Here is a 26,173-nt window from a genome sequence, read left to right on the forward strand (position 1 = left end):
TATGTGAATTCTATTTATAAAGAAATCGCGGAATGTTGGATTGATGAAAGGCAAGATACTATTGAGTTTTATCAAGAGAGAAATATAAGATTAAATAGATTGTGGTTTGCAATCAGGTAATCCATAAATTGATCCTCAAGACGTTTGTTTTATGAATATCTTCAACGTTTAAACCACAGAGACCAATGCGAACAAATTTTTTTTTCGGGGTGATGCTCATTTTGTTAGTGGGTTGTAAGGAAAATAAAAAAGAGAATACGATAGAACGAAACATGGAACAAGGCTACTACTCCGAACAATACCGTCCACAATTTCACTTTTCACCAGGGGCAAATTGGATGAACGACCCCAATGGATTGGTCTACCATGATGGTGTGTATCACTTGTTTTATCAATATTATCCCGAAGATACCGTTTGGGGCCCGATGCACTGGGGGCATGCAGTGAGCAAAGATTTGGTCCATTGGGAACACAAACCCATAGCTCTATATCCTGATGGGCATGGATTGATTTTTTCCGGCAGTGCCGTGGTCGATAAACATAACACTTCAGGATTTGCTACAAACGGGGAAACACCTTTGGTGGCCATTTTTACCTACCATGATATGGATGGGGAAAAAGCGGGCAGAACGGATTTTCAAACACAAGGGATTGCCTATAGCTTGGACAATGGTGAAACGTGGACCAAATATGAGGGCAACCCGGTTATTGGCAATGAGGGGATCAAGGATTTTAGGGACCCCAAGGTGTTCTGGCATGAAGCGTCGCAAAAATGGATCTTGACCTTGGTGGCGGGAGACCATGCACAATTTTATACGTCTCCCAACTTGAAGGATTGGGCTTTGTTGGGTGAATTTGGTCAAGGACAAGGAGCCCACGGAGGTGTATGGGAATGTCCGGATCTGTTCCCTTTGACAGTGGAAGGTTCTGATGAAACAAAATGGGTCTTGATCATCAGTATAAATCCGGGAGCCCCGAATGGCGGTAGTGGCACCCAGTATTTTGTGGGCAATTTTGATGGAAAAACCTTCACCACGGAACAAACGGAACCCAAGTGGCTCGATTACGGCACCGATAATTATGCCGGGGTCACCTACAATAACATACCCAATGGAGATCGGATTTTTATTGGTTGGATGAGCAATTGGGATTATGCAAGGGACACTCCAACGGAAAAATGGAGAAGCTCCATGACCGTCCCCAGAAAATTGGCTCTTAAAAAAATCGGTTCGGATTATTTCCTGACCAATTTCCCCATTGATGGAATTGATGGGCTGGCATCTTCCGGGCTTTCCAAAGCATGGGAGGTCGGGCCAAAAGAGACAACATCAAGGACCATTGAGGGCCTGAACCAATCTATGGTCCAATTGAGAACGGCATCGAAGGATTTTAGCGCCACTTTTCAGAATGCCTTGGGAGAAACCTTGGTTCTTACCATGGATTCCGAAAACAATCAGTTTTTGGTGGATCGTAGAAAATCCGGAAAGGTCGATTTCCAAAAGGGATTTGGGAACAAAATACATTGGGCTCCCACTGAAATGTTAGAGGGAGAGACCTTCGACATGAAAATTCTTTTGGATCGATCTTCTGTGGAGATTTTCATTAATGGCGGTCTCTTGGTCATGACCGAGCAAATTTTCCCTAATGAACCGTTCAATACGTTGACCGTGGAAAACCGAGATTCCAAATCCAGTCTCACCATCGATAGTGTTAAAAAAATGGAATCCGTTTGGTGATTTGGACACGGTCTGACCATTGTCAGTTTTTTTCAGATACTTCCTGTCGAACTTTAGGGCAAAATTTGGTCCATGCCTGCAACTGGGGAACAGCTTGAACACTTAGCCGTCCAATTGGACGAGGTCATTCATTTGATTCTGGAACAAGACAATGAAAAGGCTTCCATGATCGATACGGTATGTCCCATTTATTTGGAGAGCGCCAAGAACCTGATGCACTATGCCACTTTTAGAAGTCTTGATGTGCGAGGCTTGCAGAAATCGTTGAAACAATTAGGCTTGACACGCTTGGCCAATGCCGAGGGCAATATTTTGGGGAGCTTGGTCAATTTAAAGATGATGGTGGATAGCCTAAGGGCCAAAAACATGAATCATGAAAACCTTCCCTTTTTATCCATTGGTGAAGGCAAAAAACTATTGTACAAGCATACCGATCAGATTTTTGGGGAACATACCAAGGACAGAAGGGGGCGGATCATGGTTACCCAACCTTCCGAAGCGGCAACGGACTATGATTTGGTTTTGGGTATGGTGAAAAACGGAATGGATTGCGCTCGGATCAACTGCGCGCATGACGGTCCAAAAGTCTGGGAATCCATAATTGATAATATTCGAAAAGCGGAGAAAGAGTGTTCCACGACCGTAAAAATAGCCATGGATTTAGCAGGGCCCAAAATTCGTACGGGGGACATTGGGGAAGGACCAAAGATCAAAAAGTTCAAGCCTCCGAAAAATGCCCATGGTGAGAAGGATATGGTATTCATTAAATTGGTGGCCGAAGGTGGGCATGAACTGAAATCCAATGAAATTCCTGTGGATAAGCGTTGGATGGAAAAGCTTCACGTTGGTGATGACATCAAGGTAAAGGACATTAGGGGAAGGTCGAGAAAGATCAAGGTGGTTCAAAAGGATAAAGATTTCGTTTTGCTCCTAAGTCCAAAGTCACTTACCCTAGAATCTGGTGCCATTTTAAAACCATTAAGGAAGAAATTGAGGAATGGAATGGTTGGAGAGCTTCCGGGAAAGGAGCAGTTTTTGTTGTTGAGGGAAGGTGATCATTTATTTATTGGTTCAGAAGAGGAGAAGGCCACTTTGCCCATTTTTGATACGGAAGGGAATTTGGTTCAGGCTGGCAAGGTGAGTTGCAGTCCTCCGGAAATTGTCCATAAAATGAAAGTAGGTGTGCCCATACTTTTTGATGATGGAAAGATTGAAGGCATTGTGGTGGAAACCGCATCGGAATGGTTTAAGGTAAAGATTGTAAGGGCGGGGGAAAAAGGAGCGAAACTGAAATCGGAAAAGGGAATAAACGTACCGAACCTTGATTTAGGAATTTCCGGCCTGACCGAAAAGGATAGGGAGGACTTAAAGTTTGTGGCAAAGCATGCCGACATTGTTAACTTTTCCTATGTGAACAACGAAGAGGATGTACAGGAGCTTTTAGATGAACTGGAGCAACTTGGGGTAAAGAACACTATGGGGGTCATTTTAAAAATTGAGACCCAGATGGCCTACAAAAATTTGATAGGAATCCTTGTCTCAGCCATGCAGGCTAAAAAATTGGGAGTCATGATCGCAAGGGGGGATCTTGCTTTGGAAGTAGGTTGGAAGAACATGGCCATGGTACAAGAAGGTATCCTATCGTTCTGCAGTGCCGCGCATATCCCTGTGGTTTGGGCCACCCAGGTTCTGGAAAGTTTGGCCAAAAAGGGTATGCCGTCGCGATCTGAAATTACCGATATCACATCATCGGTACAGGCAGAATGTGTTATGTTGAACAAGGGGCCACATATTCAGGAAGCCATTGCTTTTTTGGACGAGGTCTTGGTCAATATAGAAGCTTCCCATGATAAAAAGGAAGTGATGCTACCCAAAATGGAATGGGGATGAAAAAGAAAAGGCACCAAAACGGTGCCTTTGAAAGAGACATTATTAAACTACAGGAATTTTTTGATGGGTAGTGTTTAGTATAGCTCAAAAAATATAATTGTAGAGACTGCTAATAAGGGAATAAACGGATAGTGCAATTACAAAATACCAAAACAGGTATCCTAATTTTACTTCAATAGTGTTCATTTTTCTGAGTGTTTGCTTATAAGATTGAGGTTATCTGCTCTCCGAAATTAGTCAAAACACTTCGCCCACAATCCACATTTTTATTCGTTGCAGGAATTCGGACATAACTGGTCAAAAATGCTATGTAAATGGAAAAACCGCCCAAAGAGCGGTTAATGACAATGAAATACTTTTAAAGTATTGTATTTCAAATATTTATACGATAACATTCAAGGCTTTTAGAGCCTGTAATGTTATGGGATGGGTTTGGAATTCCCCATCTAGCATAGCTATACCAAAGGCGTGCCGTTAAGCCGCTTTTCTATTTTGCGCTTCTTTTCGGTAAGACTTTTCATGACATCCATTAATTTGGAGTCCTTGGTCTTTTTATAGATTTCGTTAATGGAAAGTATGAGTTTTTTGGCCTCTCTGGAGGCTTCAACCCTATCGCTGGTGGACATGTGGCTCATGGGTCTGTTTTCAAACTCCTCGGCCTGTGTTAGTAACTCTTGGGTCATTTTTGTTTAAAGTTATGCTGCGTCCGTTAAATATAAGTGTTGTTGTCATATTTTCTTGTTATGGAACCATTTGATTTTCATATTTATGAAAACATTAAGAGTTTAAAATTCAATACTTTATAAAATGTTAAAATCCGCTCCCAATTTGGCTTATTGGACTATGATTTCCGTCAAATCTATCCATCCAAACGGATTCAAGTCAATCTTAAAATGAATTGAGGAAACCCATCAAAAGGCCAATCGATAGTTTTGAGATGAACACTTCAAAAACTTTCGATATGGCAATTATTGGAAACATTATAAAAGGCTTCATTGAAGCAAGGGACACCCTCAGTAGCGAGAGTAACCCCACTGAAGAACAACAAAAAGTTTTACAGGAACTTTTGGAAAAGGCCAAGGATACACGATTCGGGGAGCATTATGGTTTTGATGTCATCTTGGCATCGGAGAATATCCAAAAAACATTTGCAGAAAACGTTCCCTATTTTGATTACAACAAAATATCCAACGAATGGTGGACGCATACCTTAAATGGTGAAGCAGATATTACGTGGCCAGGAAGCCCTGATTTTTTTGCATTGAGTTCCGGGACCACTGGGAAAAAGTCTAAAAGGATTCCGGTCACCGAAGATATGATATCTTCCATTAAAAGAGCTGGCATCAAGCAAGTATATGCCCTGAGCAATTTTGATATGCCCGGTGATTTTTTTGAAAAGGAAATCATGATGCTGGGGAGTTCCACCGATCTTCGGGAGCGGAAAGGCCATAAAGAAGGGGAAATAAGCGGTATCAGTGCCAGCAACATACCCTTCTGGTTCAAAAAATATTATAAGCCAGGGGAAGAGATTGCCAAGATAGATGATTGGGACGAGCGGGTGCTCACCATTGCCAAGGAGGCCAAAAACTGGGACATTGGCGCCCTGAGCGGTATCCCTTCGTGGATGGAGCTTATGCTGAAAAAAGTGATCGAACACCACAACGTGGACCATATCCATGAAGTTTGGCCCAATCTGCAGGTGTATACCTCCGGAGGGGTGGCCTTTGACCCTTATGAGAAAAGCTTCAATGCCCTGTTGGGAAAACCTATCCAGATCATTGATACCTATTTGGCCTCGGAAGGCTTTATGGCGTTTCAAAGTAGGCCGGATACCAACGCCATGAAATTGATTACAGATAACGGTATCTATTTCGAGTTTGTGCCTTTTAAACCGGAATACATCAATCCGGATGGCTCGTTGGTTGCCAATGCTCCTTCCTTGACTTTGGAAGAAGTAGAGGAAGATGAGGACTATGTATTGATCATTTCCACTGTTTCGGGCGCATGGAGGTATGTCATTGGCGATACGATTTCCTTTACGGATGTGGAGAGGGCCGAAATCAAGATTACGGGAAGGACCAAATTTTTCCTGAACACTGTGGGGTCGCAATTGTCCGTGAACAAGTTGAACGATGCCGTTAAGCATCTGGAAGAGGAACTCGATATCAAGATTCCGGAATATACGCTTTGCGCCAAACGGTTTGATGATGGATTTTACCACTCCTGGTATTTGGGATCGGACCAATCCTTGGACAGCTCCAAAACCGCAGAAATCCTCGATACGTATTTAAAACAGGCCAACAAAAATTACAAAGTGGCCCGCTCCAAGGCACTGGAAGGCGTAAAGGTGGCTTTTGTTCCCCAAAACGTATTTGCTGAATGGAGTGGTGCCAATAAGAAAAAAGGTGGGCAGGTAAAGATGGAACGTGTTATGGGTGAGGAAAAATTCCGGGAGTGGGAAGCGTTTGTGGCACAAGAATTACAATCTTAACCATTATCGGCCGAATCCTGTTGTTTCACCATTTCCATGATTTCATCCGGGGAAAGGTAATACTGCTTGATCCTGTCTTTATAGGTGGGATGAATGGCTGAATTGTCCAAGATGAATCGTTTGGTCTTCAAAATGTATTGAGACATGCCATGGGAAACCGCAAACGAATCTGCAGCTCGCTCTGCCTTTTTCACATATTCCTTCAAAAAAACGTATCGGAACCCAAATCCGATGAGGTTGAACCCGCTCCTGTTTTGGTAATCCATAATGTGACCCAGTTCGTGGCCCAACCATCCGACCAGAACATCGGAGGGGACATCCACAGTTTTGAATTCCTCCCCGGTAATCTTGAACTTTTCACTGATCAAGATGGTATAATTCCTTTCTTCTTTAGATTTGAATAGGGCACCAAAGGTGGGCTGTGCCTGCATCACCGATTTTTTAATATTCCTTTTGAACTTGAACGTTATGGGGATGTCCCGCAGTTCAGGGTAATGCATCAAGGCAATTTTCACCTCTTTTTGGATACTCTTCGGGATTTTTTTATTGGTATGGGGAAACATCTGTAAAATCAACACTAGGCATAGAATGAATAGAAATAATTGTTTTAATCTTTTTCTCAAAACCAATGAGGTAAAAAAAGGGGAAACCAACGGCTGCCCCCTTAATGGTTATAGTGTTTATCTTAAAACTGATATCTCAGTCCCAAGGCAATATCAAGGTCCAGGTCATCGGAGTAATTATCGTTAAAACCGAGCTCAGGCCTCATATCCAGAGAGATAAGTAGTGGTATGTCAAAATCGTATTCGATACCAAGGTCACCTGCTACTAGGGCGAAGGCACCATCATTGTCGCCGGCATCAAAGGAACCGACACCCCCACCGGCACCCACATACCAATGGAACCCGCCATCAATGGGCATGACCCATTGGTACAGACCGACCAATTTAAAGGCATCTACGTTATGGGAATCCCTCCAACCGAGGTCAAATTCCAATCTGTTGTTCTCTTTCAGGTAACGTTGATAGGAGATTTCCCCACCAAATCCGTCGTTATCGCCAACCCGGATACCCAAGGCGTTCTTCGAAATACTTTGAGCACTCAAAGTAGTGGCTCCCATTAAAAAAAGAATAATTAAGATATTTTTCATGATGTGTTTATTTTGACACAAAACTAGGATGGGACACCTGCCGTACTTGTCTCATTTCAATCAAAGATTGATGCAATACCGATTAAAGAATTGTTAAAGCAGGGGTTTTAGGAATTTGAAGAGCCCTTCCAAGAATTTTCGCCAGAAGGGTCTGTTGCGAAAGCGTTCCAAGGTCATGATGTCGGCCTTTTTGCATACGGTAAAAAACTCTTCCTTGAGTTCGTCGGTTATTTCCTGATCATAGATCAAGATATTCGCCTCATAGTTCAGCTCAAAGCTTCTGATGTCAAAATTTCCCGATCCGATGGAGACCAGGTCATCATCCACGACCAAGATCTTACTGTGTGAAAAATCTTCCCTCAGATAAATATTGACACCAACATTGAGCAATTCCTCAAATTGTGAGAACATGGCGAACATGGCCGCTATGGAGTCCGATTTCTTGGGAATGAGCAGGGTAATGTCCACCCCTTCCATGGCTACGATCTTTAAGGTCTGTAAAAAGGCTTCTCCCGGTAAAAAATAAGGGTTGGCGATGAAAATGGATCGTTGGGCTTGGTTCATCATGCTGATGTATTGTTGCATAATGGCTGGATGGTCGGAATCCGGGCCACCGACCACTACTTGTGCACAGGCAGTTCCGACTTCATCCTGCTCAAAAAGATAGTCCTGGATCCGAAAATCCCCATTCTTGCTGGCAAAGTAATAATCCTTCAAAAAAACGAGATGGATGTCGTTCACAATGGGCCCTTCCAATTTTAAATGCGTGTCCTTCCACTTGCCAAGCTCGCTCTCTCGTCTGATGTATTTGTCGGAAACATTCACCCCTCCCGTAAACGCCACTTTGTTGTCTATGACCACAATTTTTCTGTGGTTCCGAAAGTTAAGGGAGAACAATAGGTTGTTCAGCCTAATGGGCATAATGGGATGGATCTCCACCCCGATATCCTGAAAGTGCTTTTTGGGTCTTCCCCGCAGATGATAGCTTCCCAACGAATCATACAGAATCCTGACCTGGACCCCTTCCTTGATTTTTCTTTGGAAGAGCTCCAACATCTTGTCCAAAAGCCCCCCTTGCTCCAAAATATAATATTGTAGATGAATGAAATGCTCGGCTTCTTCCATGGCTTTGAAAAGCGCATTGAAAGTTTCGCCCCCATCCTGTAGCACCTTGATTTGGTTACCACATGTGGCCTTGGTGTTGGCATTGGATTGGATCAGGGTACTAAGTCTTTTTTTACGGATATCAGCATCAAAATTGACTTGAAACTTCTCCAAGGTGGAGTCTCCCGGAAACCGATAATGTCTTCTCCTGTCAAAATCCTTGCCGTTGAAGAATTTGAACTTTCTCCGGTTCATCCCAAAAAGATAGTACAGGACCACCCCGATGATGGGCAGCGCAATAATGGCCAATACCCAACTGATGGATCGGGAAGGCCGCCTACCATGATAGATGATGGCACCGATGGCCCAAATGGAAAGTATAAGATATAGTATGGTGAATACGGTCTTCACGGCACGGGAATAGGTGTTTAACTAAGCTAATACGGAAAATTTAAAAGGCAATCTCCATGGAGTCAAATATTTTCGTCTTAAACAAAAAACTCTGGCAAAACATTGCCAGAGTTGGGTTTTCTGAAGAACAGTTTCTTAGATGGAATCTTTTTCAACTACTTCCTCGATTTTGTCCCCGACATCGTCGGCGGCATCCTCAATTTCATCACCGGCTTTCTCTACACCGTCTTTAACATCTTCTATGGCTTCTTCAGCCTTGTCTTCTTTTGTTTCCCTGCAGCTGTTCATACTCATGGTAAATGCCATGGCCATGAACAATACTAGCAGACTTATCGATTTTCTCATGGTTCTCTGTTTTTAAGTTAATGATTCTTAGTGTTTATGCTTGATTCTAAATCTTTTTTCTACCGGTTATCAGCGAAATGATAAACAATACAATAAAGATGAAGAATAGGATTTTGGCAATACTGGCCGCACCAGCGGCAATTCCGCCAAAACCGAAAATTCCGGCCACTATGGCCAAGATTATAAAGGTGACTGTCCAACGTAACATATTTTCAGGTTTTAGGATTATTGTCCGACTAACTCTTAATCAGTACATTACAAATTTCGGAATCATCAAGGAGAGGTCTTGTCGCTATCGGTTTTTATCTTGACTCATTAGCTATATCATTTGACCAGTCTATTGCCTTTATAGGTCATAGGTAATGTTGTTCAGGAAGAATTCGTTGGACATGAGGTTGGCCTTGAGTTTTACCTCGGGAGGATTTTGTATGAAATCCTTCAGGTCTTCCATTTTAGAAGCATTGGATAGCCAGAATGATGTCGAATCTTCTGGAACGATGATAGGTGCAAGATTGCTGATGTTGTGGTAGCTGGACACAAAGGAATTGGTCTTGCCCGTGATCAATGCGGAACAAAGGAACCCATCTTCCAGCTTATTGTATACGCCGGCCAAAAAAAAAGGCTCTTCGGAAGGTTTGCATAAATAATAACTACAGGTATTGCCGTTGTTGATCATGTGGGTGTAAAAACCTGTGACCACGATCAAACATCTTCTTTGGCTGAACGATTCCTTCATCCATTCCACCTGTTCCAGGTCCTGCAATTGCACATTAAGGGTATTGGCGTTATTTTGAAAAATGTACCAATCTTCCCTAAAATTTTGTGGCATGAGTCCCCATATGGCAAAGGTGATCTCGCTTTGGTTGTCCATGGTGACTACGGAGAGGTTGGTTTCGTGAAAACCATGGATCAGGGGGTTTTGGGTATAGAGGTTGGGATATTTGAAAGGAATACCAAACGCTTTTTCAATTTCATTCTTTTCAGCCGCATTGGAAAGTTTGTAGATCATAGCTCTTCTCAATTTTTGGTACAATTAAATTGTTTTGTTGAAAAAAGGTTGACTCAAAAGGATTTAATGATAATGCTTTTGCCCCAAAATTTGAAAAATAAAAATAAATGAGCATTGCGATTGTGCAGGTTGAAACAAAGGTTATCTTTATAAATTGGCGAAATATGTGTTAACCTTGATCAGCCCGGAACACCTATGATAAAAATTTATATAGAGGCCCAGAAAACTGCCGATACGGTGGAGCAGGTGCGAAAGGTTATAGGTGGTGCCATTACGGAACGTTGGGGTCAGTATACCCTCAATGTTGACAATGATAAGGCACGTGGCCGTATGAGCTACATAGAATTTGAATGGGGCGTGAGCTTGGTGGAGTATGACTTGACTTTTTTTGATGAGGTAATGATCATGGTGGATACCTCAAAATTCAATCCCATCAATTTTTACTATTGTTTGGAAGGGTATAGTGGACACAAATTCGGTCATGAGTCTGCGGACGAGATCAAGTTCATTGAACAATTTCAGTCCGTTATCCTGACCAATAGGAGTGGAGGTGTGAGCGACCGTTATTTTCCGAAGGACATCAAAATTTCCCTGAGTGTGATCCAAGTCCGCAGAAAGCCCTTTTTAAAGCGGAGGTTGAACCAAGGTGATTCGCTCAACAAGCAATTGTACGAAGTGTTTTTGGACACGGACCACGAAAAGGTGTTCGCCTATTTTGGATCCTACAACCTAAAAATGGCCGATGTGATGACAGCCCTGCGGAATGTAAAGGGAGAGGGCATGATCCGCATTATGCAAATGGAAGGTTTGGTCTATCAGATCTTGTCCATGCACATGATGCAACACAATAAGGAAGTTAAGAACAAGCACTTATCCACATCCCTGCTGAAACGGGAATTGAAGCAGATCAGGGAATATGCCAAGAAGATCGAAAAGAACATAGCAAAGGATTTTTCCTTAGAAGAGATTTCTGCCGAAACCGGACTTACCCAGGCCAAATTGCAGGAAGGATTTAAGTTGTTGTACAATAAAACGGTAACGGAATACATCCGAAATGCCAGACTTGAGGTAGCTAGGGACCTGATTGCCAATTCCGAGATGAACATTTCTGAAGTGGTCTACTCCATAGGCTTTACGAGCAGAAGCTATTTCTCCAAAATTTTCAAGGAAAAATTCGGGGTGAGCCCAAGCGACTTTATGAACAGCAAACGAAAGCTGGGAACCTCCGAAAAATAGCTCCCAAATTCCTGTAGGGGCAGGTTTTAGACGAAGGGAGGATTTACAATGTTAATTTAATGTTTTGTAATTGTAAATTTATTTACAGTTTGTCTTATTTTTGTAAAAAATTTAGACTTGGAAATCCTCTGGAAACATCTATCGGAACCCAATGGACTTGGTCATGTGCAGCGCATCAACTTGGAGTATGCCGTGCAATTGCAGGTAATACGAATCTTGATCAACGAAGCCGAACACCTGATGGATTATCTTTCCCTGATCGTTCTAGAAATTGATTCCCGCAATGGGATGGTCTCCGTGCATGATGATACCCCAGAGCCACTGTACTCCATGGTGGAACGTAATTTTGTTCAGGTCAACACAATTCAAGGGGAGACAGCCTCAGAAGTGTATTCGGACTTGCAGACTTCCTTGATGGCGATATCGTAGCGCATCTTATCTTTTTTTCTTTCAATCAATAAAGCTTGCTTTGTTTGGCTGCACATCTTGTAGGCTAAACTAAAAAAACAAAACCCCCGCAATCCTTGTGGATGCGAGGGTTTGTGGTGGTACCTCCAGGAATCGAACCAGGGACACACGGATTTTCAGTCCGTTGCTCTACCAACTGAGCTAAGGTACCATGCCCTAAAGCGGGTGCAAATATAATTTCAAAATTAGGATATACAAACAAAAACAAGAAAAAAGGCATCGAATTTTTTCCAATTCTCGATCTTTGTATCATGAACCTCGTCATTGACATCGGCAACACCTTGATAAAATATGCGGTTTTTGAAAACGGCAAGATTATTTACGACCAAGCTTCCGAGTCGGGGCTGTTCCTGTCCAAGGTCAAGGAACTCTTTGAACGATACCCCAAGATCGGTCATGCCATTATCTCCTCTGTGGGGAAATTGGACCATAAGGAACGTGATATTGTGGCCCTGTTCTGCAAGGTTCATGTACTTTCCAGTACCACCAAAGTGCCGTTTAAGAATAGTTATGCCACACCACAGACTTTAGGTGTGGATCGCTTGGCGCTGGCCACCGCGGCGTTTTACCAAAATCCAAAGGGCAATACCTTGGTCATCGATGCCGGTACCTGTATTACGTACGATTTAGTGAACAATATCGGCGAATATGTAGGAGGAGCCATTTCGCCGGGGGTTCGTATGCGATACAGGGCCATGCACGATCAAACTGTGGGACTTCCAATGCTGGAACCCGAGGAGATCTTGGACTTTATCGGAAACTCTACACATGCCTGCATGCACAGTGGCGTGATCAATGGGATAGCCCTCGAAGTGGATGGGGTCGTTGACCAGTATCGTTCACGCTTTCAACATTTAACAGTTATTTTAACAGGCGGCGACTCCCATTTTTTTGCCAAAAGGCTAAAAAACACCATATTTGCGAACTCCAAATTTCTCTTGGAGGGGCTTAATGGCCTGCTGGAATACAACAAAGACTAAATGGTTAAAAAAATTCTGATTGCATTTTTTTGCGTGATGGCCCATGGCCTGTTCGCGCAAAACGGGACCATTTCACCATACTCTTATTTTGGTATTGGGGATCATAGGGACCAAGGGACTGTGGACAATCAAATGATGGGGGGGATTTCCGTATATGGCGATAGTATCCACATCAACCTGACCAACCCGGCGGCCTATTCAAAATTAAGGTTAACGGCCTATACTGCCGGAATTTCCCGTAGGGAATATAGATTGAAGGATTGGAACGAACAGCAGAACACCTCGGTGACCACCTTGGATTATTTGGCGATAGGGTTTCCGCTATCGAACAAAATGGGTATGGGTTTTGGTGTGATGCCGTTTACATCCGTAGGGTATAGTCTTAACGATATAAGGACCAACGGGGAGGGCGCAGAAGTTACCAATATCTATACAGGAGATGGTGGCTTGAACCGCATATTTGCTTCCATTGGTTTTGAACCTATCAAGAACTTGAGCTTGGGGGTCACGGCAAATTTTAATTTCGGTTCGCTAAAATATCAAAGGGTCCAGAGTGTGGAAGGGGTCCAGTTCGGAACTTTGGACGACCGTGAGTCAAAAATCAATGGGTATGACTTCAACTATGCTCTGAACTATACGCCCAAGATCAAGGATAAGTACACCTTGTTCGCTTCCGTTTTGGTCAATACCCAAGGGAATTTAGTGTCAAAAAATACACAGACCTTGGGGTCTTTTTCCTTATCCAATGGGAATAATGTGGAGGTGGTCGACGTAAATCTGGATGCTACCAATCTAAGGAACACCGAACTGAAGATACCCACCCGCACAACCCTGGGGCTTGGTTTTGGGGAGGATAAAAAGTGGTTCATGGGGGCCGAGTACAGTTTTCAGCAATACAGCGATTTTGATAACAGCTTTTTGGGACTGCAAAATGTGACCTACAACGATGCCAGCACCTATGCCTTTGGGGGGTATTGGGTTCCTGATTATCGTGCCCTATCCGGCTATTTTAAAAGGGTCACCTACCGTGCAGGATTGCGTTATGATGTAAGCGGTTTAGAGGTCAATGGAAAGGAGATAAACAATTTTGGCATAACTTTTGGTCTAGGTATGCCGTTGGGTGGTTCTTTCTCCAACCTGAACCTGGGTTTTGAGTTGGGAAGAAGGGGAACCACGGATGCGAACCTCATAGAGGAAAGTTATTTGAAGATCAACATAGGGTTATCCTTAAATGACATATGGTTTCAGAAAAGAAAAATAAATTGATGGGGCCATTTTTTTAAAAATTGATAAATAACCACCCATTGGGAATCCTTTAGGAGGATTTTTTAATGAAAATTTGTACTTTAACCACTTTAAAATTAGTAAGATGAAAAAGAGACACTACTTAACAATGATAACGGTCGTTATGTTGACGGGATTAAGTATGGCCCAAGCACAAAACCCTGAGTGCATGACCAATCTTTCCATTTACGCGGAACATGCCAAGGTGAAAAATTACGATGCAGCCTATGAGCCATGGAAAATGGTATATGAAAGCTGCCCCGATATCAACAAAGCCAACTTTTCCTATGGGGAAAAGATTTTGGAACATAAAATTGACAAATCATCAGGGGCCGAAAAGGATGGGTATATCCAAGATCTGTTGTCTTTGTATGACAATAGTTTGAAATATTTCCCAACTAAATATACCAAGGCAGGAGTAGCGATTGATAAAGCATTGTTGTTGTATGAAAATAAAATGGCTTCAGATGAGCAATTGTTCGATATGTTGGACAAAGCTTTTAAGGAAGACCGTGAGAACTTTAAAAACCCAAAAGCACTATACCTTTATTTTTCAAGTTTGGTAGATTTGCATGGTGCCGGTAAAAAAGATCTTCAAGATGTTTTTGATACCTATGATGATGTAACTGAAAAATTGGATGAAGAAAACCAAAAGGTGACCGATGCGCTTCAAAAATTATTGGAAAAGGAGGATGCCGGAACTGCTCTAACTGCAAAGGAGAAGAAATTAAAAAGTGCTTATGAAACCAACTCTGAATCTTTCGGTAAAGTGGCCAGTAGTGTAGATTCCAAATTGGGAGCCCTTGCTGATTGTGACAACTTGATTCCACTTTACGAAAAGAACTACGAAGAGAAAAAAGGAGACGTGAAATGGGTAAAGAGTGCCGTAGGAAGAATGTTCTCCAAAGATTGTACCGACGACCCTATGTTCAGGAAATTGTTCGAGGCTCAATTGGCCCTAGATCCATCAGCCGATGCCTATGTGTACGGTGGTGCTTTGAAGCAAAAATCTGGCGATATGAAAGGTGCTATAGCTGACTATAACAAAGCAGCAGAATTGGAAACGGATTCTTATAAAAAATCCAACATCTTATATAAAATTGCCACTAGCTTACGTAGAAGTAGCCCATCACAAGCGAGGAACTATGCCCTCAAGGCTATCGATGCCAATGCATCCAATGGAAAAGCGTATTTGTTGATTGCCAACTTGTATGCCGGCAGTGCCAATGATTGTGGTAGCACTCCTTTTGAAAAAAGGGCCATCTACTGGAAGGCTGCTGAAATGGCCAGAAAAGCAGGTAGGGTTGATCCTGCCATAAGCGGTCATGCCGGCCAAACTGCAGCTAGCTACGACGCCAAAGCCCCTACCAAGGAAATGATTTTCAGCTCTGGTATGGCAGGAAAGACCATTACCTTTAGCTGTTGGGTCGGTGGTAGCGTTAAGGTACCTAGTCTATAAGAGTGAAACGAACATCACAAAATATTTTAAAGTGTTTTGCCACGGTCTTTACCGTGGCAATCCTTTTTATGTCCTGTGAGGATCAGTATAAACGGGTAGGCGAGGAAGCCGTTAAACCCATTTTTCCGCAGGGAGTGGCACAAAACTTCACGCTTACCTACACGGAAACTGTTGAGGCCATGAGCTCCCAGGATTCTGCAAATTCTAGGGTCATCGCCGTGCTTACAAGTCCCATCTCTGAGGATTTCGACAATCTAAGCTTTAAATTCCGTACCTTTCCCAAAGGACTCAAGGTCGATTTCTTTGATGAAAAGAACCAAAAAAGCGTAATCTCGGCAGACTATGGTATTGTCTATTCACAGACGGATTTGATAGATTTGCGCGGGAACGTGGTCATCGAAAGTTATGATGGCAAAAAATTGGAGACCGACCAATTGTATTTTGATAGGAAGAATAACTGGATCTTTACGGAAGCGGCCTTTACCTATACCAACCCGGATGATGGCACGGTCATGGACGGTGAGGGGATGGATTTCAACAAAGATTTTAGTTTCTTTAAAGCGAACAAGACCTTTGGTCTTATGACCATAAAAGAAGAAGAAGGAGAACAACAATGATCAAGATTTTAAGATACACAGAATACCTTTACTTGGCCGTAGCTGCCATTTCCATTTACAAGATTGCCACTCTTTGGAGCATTAACCCCAAGGATACTTACATTTTTATCTTTTTTGCTGTGGTGTCCATAGCCATGTTCGTGTTTAGAAGAAGATACCGGAAGCGTTTTGAACAGCGACAGAAGGAAAATCAATAACCATCTTGGACTCCTCGATCATCATCATACTTCTTTGCCTGTTGTTCTCGGCCTTTTTCTCGGGAATGGAAATTGCTTTTATTTCTGCCAACAGAATCCATATCGAGATTGAAAAAAAACAAGAGGGGTTTTTGGCCAAGGTGTTAGGCTTGCTTACCGAAAAACCTTCCAAGTTCATCGCTACCATGCTCATAGGCAATAACATTGCCTTGGTCATCTATGGCTTGTTCATGGGAGAGGTGCTGATGGATTGGTTTCAAGGTATGTTGCCCACCAACTATGATTTTTTAAATTCATTGTTGACCGATTTTAGCCTGCTGACCCAAACGATCATATCAACCCTTATCATTTTGTTGACAGCGGAATTTTTGCCCAAGGTGCTTTTCCAGATCTATGCCAATACACTGCTGAAATTGTTTGCCATACCGGCCTATATCTTTTATGTATTGTTCTCGTTCATCTCATGGTTCGTGATCAAGGTTTCCGATTTTATCCTACGGGTCTTCTTCAAGACCAAAGGCGATGAGGTACAACTTTCCTTTACCAAATTGGAGCTTGGGGATTACATCAACGAGCAAATGGAAACGGTAGAAGAAGAAGATGAAGTAGACTCCGAAATACAGATTTTTCAGAATGCCCTTGAGTTTTCCACGGTCAAGGCCAGGGAAGTGATGGTGCCACGGACAGAAATTACCGCTGTGGAACTCAATGAGACCCCAAAGAATCTGACCAAATTGTTTACCGAAACCGGTTATTCCAAGATTTTGGTCTTCAAGGAAAATATTGATGAGATCATTGGCTATGTGCATTCCTACGAACTTTTTAAAAAGCCAAAGACCATTAAAAGTATTTTGTTGCCAGTGGAATTTGTGCCGGAAACCATGCTGATACAGGACATCCTGAACGTGCTCACCAAGAAACGCAAAAGTATGGCCGTGGTATTGGACGAATATGGGGGTACGGCAGGTATTTTGACCGTAGAGGATATCATTGAGGAACTTTTTGGTGAAATAGAAGACGAACACGATACCACGGATTTACTGGAAGAGCAGATAAGTGAGAATGAATTTAGGTTCTCTGCGCGTTTGGAGGTGGACTACATCAACGAGAACTATAAACTGGAACTTCCGGAAGGCGAGGAATATGAAACACTGGGTGGTTTGATCGTAAATAGAACGGGCGAAATACCCGAGCAGGACTCCGAGGTGGTCGTAGATCGCTTTACCTTTAAAATCCTTGAGGTGTCCAATACCAAAATCGATTTGGTGAGCGTGCGTATCAATACTGAGGATTAACAATTTCCGCAGCTTTTTAAGCTTTCCTATTTGAAAAGAAAGTGGTATTTTCGCCCACTGAATTTAAAGAAACAAGCAGTAAAATGGCAATATTAGAGAGTATTAGAAAACGGACAACGGTTTTGATCCTGATCATAGGTTTGGCCTTGTTCGCATTTGTAATATCCGGGGTCTTCAAAAGTAATGGCTTTGGGGGTGGAAAAGTAGGCTCTTCTGTGGCAGAGATCAATGGGGAGGATGTTTCCATTGAAGACTTCAGGGCCAAGGTAGAAACAGCTTCCAGGAGCTATCCTCCAAGTTTCACTTCCATGCAACTGGTGAACATGGTGTACGACCAAGAAGTGAGAAAGACCATTTTGAACCAACAGTTCGAGGATTTGGGTATCGATGTGGAAAGCGATCAGATCATTGAGTTTGTAAAAACTTCCGGTTATGCCCAGATTCCAGATTTTCAAGATGAGAATGGGGTCTTCAACGAAGAGGTATTCAAAAGTGCCATTGCCGATTGGAGAGCCAATGATCCATTAAGATATGATGCTTGGCTTCAAGACGAAAAAGCCATTATAGAAGCAGCCAAGGAACGTTTGTACTTTAACTTGGTCAAAGGAGGCGTTGGAGCTACCTTGGCCGAAGGAAAATTCGATTACAAATTGGCCAATGATAAAGTGGATATGCAATTTGTTCGTATTCCTTATACTTCTATTCCCGACAGTACAATACAAGTTTCCAAAACGCAGATCCAGGCCTACATCAATGATCATAAAGATCAATTTGAGCAGAACAAGGCGCGTGATATCCGTTTTGTATATTTTGAGGAGAAACCTTCCACAGAGGATGAGAACAATGTAAAGGCTGAGATTTCCGCTTTGTTGGACGATACTGTGGAATACTCCGAAAGTACCGACACTTATGATACCATTCCGGGATTCAGGAACACCAAAGATATGGTGGTCTTCTTGGATAGGCATTCCGATACCAAGTTCGATACCATCTACAAGGCCAAAAAAGATTTACCTTCCGTAGCTGCCGATACTTTGATGGCCATGGCAGTTGGACAAATTTATGGGCCTTATAAAGATGGGGACCTATATAAGATTTCCAAGATAATGGACAAGAAAGCCAACGGTTCCGTTAAGGCAAGTCATATCCTTATTTCTTGGGCAGGTGCCGAACGTGTGAGCCCTACGGTAACAAGGACCAAGGAAGAAGCTGAGGCTAAGGCTAAGGAGCTTTTGGCAGATGCCAAGAAGGAAGATGCTGTGTTCACGGCTTTGGCAAGGGATAACTCAGACGGACCTTCTGCTCCGCGCGGAGGGGATTTGGGATACTTCCAAGAAGGTGTGATGGCGGATGCCTTCAATGATTTCTGTTTTAACAATCCTGTGGGGACCATTGGTTTGGTAGAGACCCAGTTCGGATACCATATCATTAAGATTGACGATAAGCAAGATGTAATACAGGTTGCCACTTTGGCGAGGGAGATACAACCTTCCGAAGCTACCATCAATACCATCTTCACCAATGCTACCAAGTTTGAAATGGCTAGCTTGGATTCCGAGCCTGAAAATTTTGGGGACATTGCCAGGGAAAGCTCTTATACGGTTAGGCCAGTAAATAAAATTGGTGAAATGGATGAAAACCTTCCCGGTCTTGGCGCACAAAGAAGCATAGTTCAATGGGCTTTCAACGAAGAGACTAGCGTAGGCGATATCAGACGCTTTAATGTGACCAATGGATATGCTGTGGTACAGTTGACGAAAAAGTACAAAAAAGGGCTGATGTCCCCGGAAGATGCTTCCGCCATTGCATTGCCTGAAATTAGAAAAGAACTGAAGGCTGAACAGATTATAGCGGCCAACAAAGGAAAGGCTATGGATGCCATTGCCTCCGACAACAATGTGAGTTTGAGCACTGCATCTGCGGTAACGGTGAAATCCCCAACGTTGCCTGGTTCGGGTCGTGAGCCTTTAGTGGTAGGAACTGCCTTTGCATTGGAGAAGGACCAGACCTCTAATTTGATCAAAGGGGAAACAGGGGTCTTTATGGTCAAAGTAACCAAAAAAGAAGCTGCCCCCGATGTGGACAACTTCAGTACTTATGCCAATAGTTTGAGAAGTAGTGCAGCCGCTAGGGTAAATGGTGCCGTGTACAATGCCTTGAAGGATAAAGCCGAGATTGAGGACAATCGGGCTACCTTTTATTAGGATGAAAATTGGAATAACATATAAAACCTCCCATTTTGGGAGGTTTTTTTGTTTTCGGCAATCCTCTAAATAGATTGGGAAGAGAATTTTAAGTCAAGACTGTTCATATTCGTCCCACTTCATTTTATAGGATATAGAAGTTATTTTTCCATCTGTATCGATAGAAATTTCAAAACCTTGCTTACTCCTAAAATAGGCATCACGGAGAAAGTACCACTTACCGTTCTTAAAAAAATATTCTCTCTTGTCGGGCTTCCATGCAGCAATGGGATAAATGAAGTCCAGGATGGTTTGAAAAAGGGGAGCAGTCTGCGGGTTGAGTATAAAGTCGCCCCGAATGTAGCTTTGTAGTTTTGGTAAAGCTGTATTTGTGCCAATTTGTTCAAAGTTTTGTACTTGTTCCCCATCATCGATCACAATAAACATATTGGAGCTTTTTTTCTTTTGACCATATAGGTTTTTGGTTTCCTGGGTGATGCAGTACACTTTGTATTTGAGTACTTCGGAAATGCGTACGGAATCAATTTCTTCGTAGGTGGTTTTGCAACTTTCACTGATGAATTTGTCCAGTCTCTTGGAAACTTGCTCTTTGACTTGTGAAAGGCAGTTGAAGGAACAGATGAAGGAGCATCCTATGACCAGAACACGGGAAAATTTTGGAAGAACTTGAAACATATGGCCCTAAAATTGGTGACTGACTCCAAACATAGGGGCAAAGGCTGGGATTTTTTGATGAGAATTGATGAACACCCCATTTGGATTTATACAGGATGGATTTGAGCAAAATAATAAGGGAGGTCAAGTTTGACTTGAAGCCTCCCCTAAAATTGTATGGTGAATAAGTTTATTGTTTTATCAATATCATTTCTCGATCAGCAAAATAACCATCTACTGTATAGTACAGGGTAATGGTACCTGTGTCTGGATCAACACTTCCAGCACCTGAAGTTGCAATTCCAAAATTGTCCATAATGTAACTTCCGGGTATGGTTAAGGTATTGCATACATCAGAAATATACAGGGGGTATGGATTTGAAAAAGCATTGTCCCTGCTAACTTCATAAGTTCCCGTGCCAGTACTTGTGATTGTCACTGCACTTTCATTCCCATTTATATACATATAATTACCTTCCAAATTGGATGGGCAAATGGCCTGTAAGGTGATGGCAGTTGTATTTTTGTCGGATACCGTTTGTGATGAGTTTAAAATCTCCAGAATAACGGTTTTTGGATTTAATGCGTCCAAGCTTTCAGAATTCACTTGGATTACCACATTGGCAGATTTTTGTCCTGCAGGAATTACAAACTCAGTTTGGCTCAAACTAAATTCAACATCCTCATTTGCCGTGGACTCACTGTTTATGCCAATGGTTACCGTAACATCTTCTCCTAAAGGATTACCATCTGCGCCTTGATATTCAATAGGGATTTCAAAATCATAAACTGCTCCACTACCGTCTTGTAAAAAGTTGTTTGTTATTGATTTTTGTTGAAATTGAACAACAATTGGACCTTTTCCAAAATCGGTTTCTTCCTGGTCTAATAGTGCGTCACACGCAACTAAGCTTAACATCAATAGGGATGCAGCAGAATAAATTAAGGTATTAATACTTTTTTTCATGGTTCAGTCTTATTGTTTCCAAAAAGGATATTTAGTAAAAGCATCATTAATTGAACTTGGAGGAACATTATCTCCGTTGGTAGAATACTCTGATGTGGGATAAAGCAACCTTACTGGGCGAACCCCGTCGGAATCATCAGGTGTTGGAAGATTATTGGGAAACCCGGTACGAACCCATTCCATCCATGATTCAATGGAGGACGTTCCATTTAAAGCAATCCATTTTTGAACAATTATTGCTTGTATTTTATCGGTGGATGCATTCCAGCTTACATTAGGTATATCTTGGTTATAGTAATCACTAGGGTTTTCGACTACGCCTAAATAATCAAATGAAGCCGTAATTGCTTTTTCGTAAAGGTCTTGTGCTTCACCTGATCCACCGGGGAGGTAACCTCTTACAATGGCTTCAGCCTGCAAGAATAGAGCTTCGCTCAGCAACATGATGGGCTGGTCTTGATCGAAGCTTTTCAATAGACCTACACCAATTTTGGAAAGGTCTCCTGAAGTAAATCCTTCTCCAGGCAATGCAGTAGATTGCCATACACCTTTAAATTCTCCCCCATTCTCAGATGCTGAATATAGATATCCGATTCTTGGATCGTTGGTCGTGGTCAAATAGTCAATTGTGTAATCTGATGCAACCGTATAGTCGTGTCTATCTTGCTCAGCATCCGAAGTATTGTAACCAGCGTAGTTCCAAAATGGACTTTGCTTGTTGGTGTCTTTGGAGTAGCCAGGGTTGGCAACGACATCTTCTGTTATGAAACCTGCCCCGTTGTTGTTGATTAGATCTAATTGTTGTTTAATGTAAGCATCTTGCCCTGTATTACTGAGTCTAACCAGCATTCTTAGTTTTATGGTATTGGCAAATTGCACCCATTGTTCCATATTACCGCCAAAAATGATGTCACTGCCTTCAGGATTTTCTGCAATTTCTGATAGGTTCAAAGCTTTTTCCGAATAAATGGTCAATGAGTCTATTACACTTTTATATATGGTTTCGGAGTCATCATACTTTGGTGTTGTATTCTCAGCTCTTTTGTTTGCTTCGGTAAAGGGAACGTCACCATATAGGTCAACCAGATACTGGTATTGAAATCCTTTAATTACCTGTGCAATTACCTTATAAGCAGTATAGTCAACCGCACCAGTGGGATCTTCATATCCTTGGATATAGGTAAGGTCCTTAAAAATTGAACCATAAGGCGTGGTAAACACAGAATTGTTAAAGGAGTTTGTAAACTGATACCTGAACAACTGCCCATTGGCAGACCAGTTGGAAGGTGTTGCCCAATTATACATTACCATGTTGCCTAAGTAGGTCATGGTTGTACCATTAAGGGAAGCAAATGTGTTCTGTGCGACGGGTAGTGTAAGGCCAGGTGTTGACACTGGCGGATCATTTGGATTTTCGTTCACATCAAAAAAACTATCACTACAACTTGTGCCCGTTATTGCCACTAGCAAGATGAAGCCATTTCTTATTGAATTATATATATTTTTCATGATGATTTTTTTAAAATTTAGCGGTTAAGGTCATACCAAACTGTCTTACAGGAGCGGTTTGGTTTTGCGTTCCAAAACCTACAGCATTGCCACTGTTGTAGTTGAATTCTGGATCGGTATATACGTTGTCGGCAGGTCTCCACATATAAAGGTTCCTCCCGTATATCCCGACATTTAAATCCTGAATGCCCAACTTGTTGGCCAATTTGTTATCGAAAGCATAGGAAAGGGATACTTCCCGAAGTTTTAATACAGTGGCATCAGTTACATAATTGGATTTAATGTTGTTATAGGTGCTCCAGAAAGCGTTTCCTCCTCCCGATGTTAATCGATTGGTATTTTCTATGTATCCATCATTTCCATCAGAATAAACGGAATTAGGAAAAACAAATGGCTGTCTTCCAGAGGTTACACTATGCTTGGTCAAACCTGTGAATTCTAAGGCATCGACCAAGTTGTTATAGAAAACATGCCCAGTGCGATAATCGGCAACGGCATACAGTGTAAACCCTTTATAATTTATGGTGTTATTAAGACCAACGATGTAGTCTGGAGTAGTTTTACCCTGTACTACCAGATTACTACTGGGTGTGGGGTCTCCATCCTCATCTACAATGACTCTTCCAAGGTCATCCCTTTCGTAATCCGTTGTTTTAATTAGAGGATATGGTTGTCCCTTTTGTGCGACGATAACAGCGCCGTAGGCGATATTGTCGGAATAAGGACCACCAACAACCACCTCATCAACACCTTCCGTAAGTGAAAGTACTTCCGATTTCATCAAGGAATAATTTACACCTAAGTTCCAACTGAAATCTTCGCTCTTTAGGATAGTTCCCTTTAAATCGATTTCAACTCCTTGGTTTTGCAATTCGCCTAGGTTGGTATACAGTCTGGAGGCCCCAGAAGTAGTTGAAACGTCAATAGGGACAATTTGATCTGTGGTATTGGTCTGATACACAGAAAAACTACCTGATAGTCTATCATCTTTAAAAATGCCAAATTCAATACCCGCTTCCATTGATTTTGTAAACTCTGGTTTTAAGTTGGGGTCCCTATCGGTGCCGGAAAGAGTAAGGCCAGCGGTTGATCCAAATGGAAACCCGGCAGGAGCACTAAAGGTGGTGCTGTTAGAGTATGGCCCAGGATCATTTCCAGTCTTTGAAATACTAAAGCTTGCCTTTAAATATTGAAGGGTGCCTTTTAATCCTTTAAAGGCATCTGTGGGTACGAAGGAAATACCACCACCTGGGTAAAAGAAGGATCTATTCTCTTTGGAAAGAGATGAAGACCAGTCATTTCTCCCCTGTCCGTTCAAAAATAAAAAATCGCCAATGCTTAACGTTATGTCTCCATAAACACCAACTTTTCTATAGTTTTGGGATGTTTCACTTCCTTGTAGCTCACCTGTACGTGTGGAGACATTATAAAAACCAGGAATAATCAGATTATTTCCTGTTATATCAATGACTTTGTAGTCTGTCATTCTGATATTATGACCAAGGTTCGCCTTTACATTTAGTAAATCCGAAAGGTCTTTGTTCGCTGTCACAATAAAATCGCTGTTGAAGCGAGAGCTATTATAAATGTAATCCCTGGTAGAGGGAGAAAACTCATCAATCCGTGAGTAGGTTACGGGTAACTCGAATGAGTATGATAACCCTCCATGATATTCTTTTAAATCATATGTGTATTTGGTATAGCCGACTCTTACTAAAGCTGAAAGCCAGTCGGTAAATTTGTAATTGGCATCACTGATGAAAATCATCTCAGTATTATTATACTTATTCCTTTGGGTATCTATAATGAACCAAGGATTTTCATAAAATGCATAATACGATACTTCATTCCTGGTAAATTCTCCAGTCCTCCAGTTTTTCATTTGATTAATGGGTATGTGGAGAGGAGTGTTTAAAAGATACCAGTATAATGGTCTAGCTTGATGGCCACCAACTCCAACAGTATTTGAATGCGACCGATAAAAAGATATGTTTGAACTTACCTGCAAATTGCCAAAATCATACATTCCTTTTGCCCTTGCATTGGTTCGGTTGAACTTATCTTGCGGAACTGTACCCTCAATATTGGAGTGGTCAATGGAAAATAGAAAATTTGATTTTTCATTACCTCCTGAAAATTCAAAACCATTCCTGATAAGACTACCCGTTTGGAAAAAGGATTTATGATTGCCTGGAATTGGACTATAAGGAACCTTCCAAACCCTACCATCTTCATATTGTTCGCTTGCATCTACAAGACTTCCATCATAGCGTGGTCCCCAAGCAACATTTTCCAATGGTCTTATGGTGCCATCAGGGAACCCACCAACACCAAATTCATCCTGCAGTTCAGGTAAAAATGAAATGTTATCCAATTGAGCGGTTGATGTGAAAGTTATGGATGCTTTTCCAGTTCCAGATTTAGTGGTAATGATTACAACACCATTAGCGGCATCCGATCCATATAGAGCGGAGGCATTACCGCCTTTAAGTATTGAAATTTCTTTGATGTCATCGGAATTCAATCGGTCTAGTGCATTTCTGTCAGCAGGGAAACCATCAATTACAATTAATGCTTGGTTGTTCCCCAAAAGGGATCTATTGCCCCTAAGCACAATTCTCGTAGATGGGTTCACGCCGTTGCTGATGGTATTTATCTGCATGCCCGAAACCTTTCCTGCCAAAGCGGTCACAGTGTTTACAGCCCTAGTTTTCGTTAAGGCAGAATTGTCAACAGATGCAACCGAATAGGATAATTCACGTGGTTTGCGTTTAATGCCAAGGGCGGTTACCACCACTTCCTCCAAAGCCTGCGCATCCTCTTCCATGGACACATTGATGACGGCGGAAGCCCCAACTTTTCTTTCCACTGTCTTCTGTCCGATATAACTAAAGCGCAAGGTGTTACCAACGCTTGCCATGATGGAGTAATTACCATCAAAGTCGGTTTGGGTTCCGACAGAGGTTCCGACAACTAAGATGGAAACCCCGGGAAGCGGTAGGCCATCCTGGTCGGTCACTGTACCTGAAACATTCTTTTCTTGAGCAAGTGCCGTTTCAAAAACAAAGAGAAACAGCGCAAGCACCATCCAATAATTTTTCGTTCTCATAAAAATTGATTAAAAGTTAGTTAGTGCAATCAGACAAGGCGGGAGATAAAATCTTATT

23 protein-coding genes and 1 tRNA gene are annotated in these 26,173 nt (G+C 42.2%); 12 read left to right on the forward strand and 12 right to left on the reverse strand.

Annotation, left to right across the window (positions count from 1 at the left end):
* Positions 1–185: 185 nt before the first annotated feature.
* Both D2V05_RS11930 and D2V05_RS11935 read left to right on the forward strand, forming a co-directional pair.
* Positions 186–1,736 (forward strand): glycoside hydrolase family 32 protein, encoded by a 1,551-nt coding sequence (locus D2V05_RS11930; protein ID WP_119647879.1) that lies wholly within the window; start codon positions 186–188, stop codon positions 1,734–1,736.
* A gap of 72 nt (positions 1,737–1,808) precedes the next feature.
* The gene (locus D2V05_RS11935; protein ID WP_119647880.1) at positions 1,809–3,626 is read left to right on the forward strand and encodes a pyruvate kinase; all 1,818 of its coding nucleotides are present in this window, start codon (positions 1,809–1,811) and stop codon (positions 3,624–3,626) included.
* Positions 3,627–4,081: 455 nt separating this feature from the next.
* Here D2V05_RS11935 and D2V05_RS11940 read toward each other — a convergent pair whose 3' ends face one another.
* Positions 4,082–4,309: a hypothetical protein gene (locus tag D2V05_RS11940; RefSeq protein ID WP_119647881.1), complete on the reverse strand. Its 228-nt coding sequence runs from the start codon at positions 4,307–4,309 to the stop codon at positions 4,082–4,084.
* Positions 4,310–4,587: 278 nt separating this feature from the next.
* Here D2V05_RS11940 and D2V05_RS11945 point away from each other — a divergent pair, with 278 nt between their 5' ends.
* Complete coding sequence (locus D2V05_RS11945; protein ID WP_119648002.1) at positions 4,588–6,117, forward strand: GH3 family acyl-acid amido synthetase; 1,530 nt, start codon at positions 4,588–4,590, stop codon at positions 6,115–6,117.
* Here the strand turns inward: D2V05_RS11945 and D2V05_RS11950 are convergent.
* The 6 genes from D2V05_RS11950 to D2V05_RS11975 all read right to left on the reverse strand — a co-directional run bounded on the left by D2V05_RS11950 (position 6,114) and on the right by D2V05_RS11975 (position 10,136).
* The gene (locus D2V05_RS11950; protein WP_183114832.1) at positions 6,114–6,680 is read right to left on the reverse strand and encodes a hypothetical protein; all 567 of its coding nucleotides are present in this window, start codon (positions 6,678–6,680) and stop codon (positions 6,114–6,116) included. The two genes, D2V05_RS11945 and D2V05_RS11950, sit on opposite strands and share 4 nt — an antisense overlap.
* 122 nt (positions 6,681–6,802) lie before the next feature.
* Positions 6,803–7,267 (reverse strand): hypothetical protein, encoded by a 465-nt coding sequence (locus D2V05_RS11955; RefSeq protein ID WP_119640184.1) that lies wholly within the window; start codon positions 7,265–7,267, stop codon positions 6,803–6,805.
* A 93-nt stretch (positions 7,268–7,360) separates the two neighbouring features.
* On the reverse strand, positions 7,361–8,782 hold the full coding sequence (gene cls / locus D2V05_RS11960) for a cardiolipin synthase (protein ID WP_119647882.1): 1,422 nt from the start codon (positions 8,780–8,782) through the stop codon (positions 7,361–7,363).
* 135 nt (positions 8,783–8,917) lie between these two features.
* Complete coding sequence (locus D2V05_RS11965) at positions 8,918–9,127, reverse strand: YtxH domain-containing protein (RefSeq protein WP_119647883.1); 210 nt, start codon at positions 9,125–9,127, stop codon at positions 8,918–8,920.
* A 46-nt stretch (positions 9,128–9,173) separates the two neighbouring features.
* The gene (locus D2V05_RS11970) at positions 9,174–9,335 is read right to left on the reverse strand and encodes a DUF1328 family protein (protein WP_119640177.1); all 162 of its coding nucleotides are present in this window, start codon (positions 9,333–9,335) and stop codon (positions 9,174–9,176) included.
* Between the two features lie 138 nt (positions 9,336–9,473).
* A complete protein-coding gene (locus tag D2V05_RS11975) occupies positions 9,474–10,136 on the reverse strand; it encodes an SOS response-associated peptidase family protein (RefSeq protein WP_119647884.1) in 663 nt (220 codons plus the stop codon).
* Positions 10,137–10,331: 195 nt separating this feature from the next.
* Between D2V05_RS11975 and D2V05_RS11980 the strand changes: the two genes are divergently transcribed.
* On the forward strand, positions 10,332–11,372 hold the full coding sequence (locus D2V05_RS11980) for a helix-turn-helix domain-containing protein (protein ID WP_119647885.1): 1,041 nt from the start codon (positions 10,332–10,334) through the stop codon (positions 11,370–11,372).
* Positions 11,373–11,489: 117 nt separating this feature from the next.
* Complete coding sequence (locus tag D2V05_RS11985; RefSeq protein WP_119647886.1) at positions 11,490–11,801, forward strand: hypothetical protein; 312 nt, start codon at positions 11,490–11,492, stop codon at positions 11,799–11,801.
* Positions 11,802–11,915: 114 nt separating this feature from the next.
* Here the strand turns inward: D2V05_RS11985 and D2V05_RS11990 are convergent.
* A tRNA-Phe gene (locus D2V05_RS11990) sits at positions 11,916–11,991 on the reverse strand.
* Between the two features lie 100 nt (positions 11,992–12,091).
* On the opposite strand from D2V05_RS11990, the gene D2V05_RS11995 reads away from it, so the two are divergent.
* The 7 genes from D2V05_RS11995 to D2V05_RS12025 all read left to right on the forward strand — a co-directional run bounded on the left by D2V05_RS11995 (position 12,092) and on the right by D2V05_RS12025 (position 19,876).
* The gene (locus tag D2V05_RS11995) at positions 12,092–12,820 is read left to right on the forward strand and encodes a type III pantothenate kinase (protein ID WP_119647887.1); all 729 of its coding nucleotides are present in this window, start codon (positions 12,092–12,094) and stop codon (positions 12,818–12,820) included.
* Positions 12,821–14,086, forward strand: coding sequence for a BamG family beta-barrel-assembly machinery protein (locus D2V05_RS12000; protein ID WP_119647888.1), 1,266 nt, complete (start codon positions 12,821–12,823; stop codon positions 14,084–14,086).
* A 103-nt stretch (positions 14,087–14,189) separates the two neighbouring features.
* Positions 14,190–15,563 (forward strand): hypothetical protein, encoded by a 1,374-nt coding sequence (locus D2V05_RS12005; RefSeq protein WP_119647889.1) that lies wholly within the window; start codon positions 14,190–14,192, stop codon positions 15,561–15,563.
* 2 nt (positions 15,564–15,565) lie between these two features.
* On the forward strand, positions 15,566–16,180 hold the full coding sequence (lptC, locus tag D2V05_RS12010) for an LPS export ABC transporter periplasmic protein LptC (RefSeq protein WP_119647890.1): 615 nt from the start codon (positions 15,566–15,568) through the stop codon (positions 16,178–16,180).
* Entirely contained in the window at positions 16,177–16,377 is a 201-nt protein-coding gene (locus tag D2V05_RS12015; RefSeq protein WP_119647891.1) for a hypothetical protein, read from the forward strand. The genes lptC and D2V05_RS12015 overlap by 4 nt, the downstream gene beginning before the upstream one ends.
* Positions 16,378–16,382: 5 nt before the next feature.
* Entirely contained in the window at positions 16,383–17,672 is a 1,290-nt protein-coding gene (locus D2V05_RS12020) for a hemolysin family protein (protein ID WP_119647892.1), read from the forward strand.
* Positions 17,673–17,755: 83 nt separating this feature from the next.
* Positions 17,756–19,876: a peptidylprolyl isomerase gene (locus D2V05_RS12025; RefSeq protein WP_119647893.1), complete on the forward strand. Its 2,121-nt coding sequence runs from the start codon at positions 17,756–17,758 to the stop codon at positions 19,874–19,876.
* A gap of 93 nt (positions 19,877–19,969) precedes the next feature.
* Here the strand turns inward: D2V05_RS12025 and D2V05_RS12030 are convergent, their stop codons facing one another.
* The 4 genes from D2V05_RS12030 to D2V05_RS12045 form a co-directional block, all read right to left on the reverse strand.
* Complete coding sequence (locus D2V05_RS12030; RefSeq protein ID WP_119647894.1) at positions 19,970–20,551, reverse strand: hypothetical protein; 582 nt, start codon at positions 20,549–20,551, stop codon at positions 19,970–19,972.
* A 169-nt stretch (positions 20,552–20,720) separates the two neighbouring features.
* Positions 20,721–21,497, reverse strand: a complete 777-nt coding sequence (locus D2V05_RS12035) for a hypothetical protein (RefSeq protein ID WP_119647895.1) — start codon at positions 21,495–21,497, stop codon at positions 20,721–20,723.
* A gap of 9 nt (positions 21,498–21,506) precedes the next feature.
* Positions 21,507–23,006: a SusD/RagB family nutrient-binding outer membrane lipoprotein gene (locus tag D2V05_RS12040; RefSeq protein ID WP_119647896.1), complete on the reverse strand. Its 1,500-nt coding sequence runs from the start codon at positions 23,004–23,006 to the stop codon at positions 21,507–21,509.
* 10 nt (positions 23,007–23,016) lie between these two features.
* On the reverse strand, positions 23,017–26,115 hold the full coding sequence (locus D2V05_RS12045) for a SusC/RagA family TonB-linked outer membrane protein (protein WP_119647897.1): 3,099 nt from the start codon (positions 26,113–26,115) through the stop codon (positions 23,017–23,019).
* Positions 26,116–26,173: the final 58 nt, after the last annotated feature.

Source organism: Flagellimonas pelagia, assembly GCF_003584135.1.
Taxonomy (GTDB): domain Bacteria; phylum Bacteroidota; class Bacteroidia; order Flavobacteriales; family Flavobacteriaceae; genus Flagellimonas; species Flagellimonas pelagia.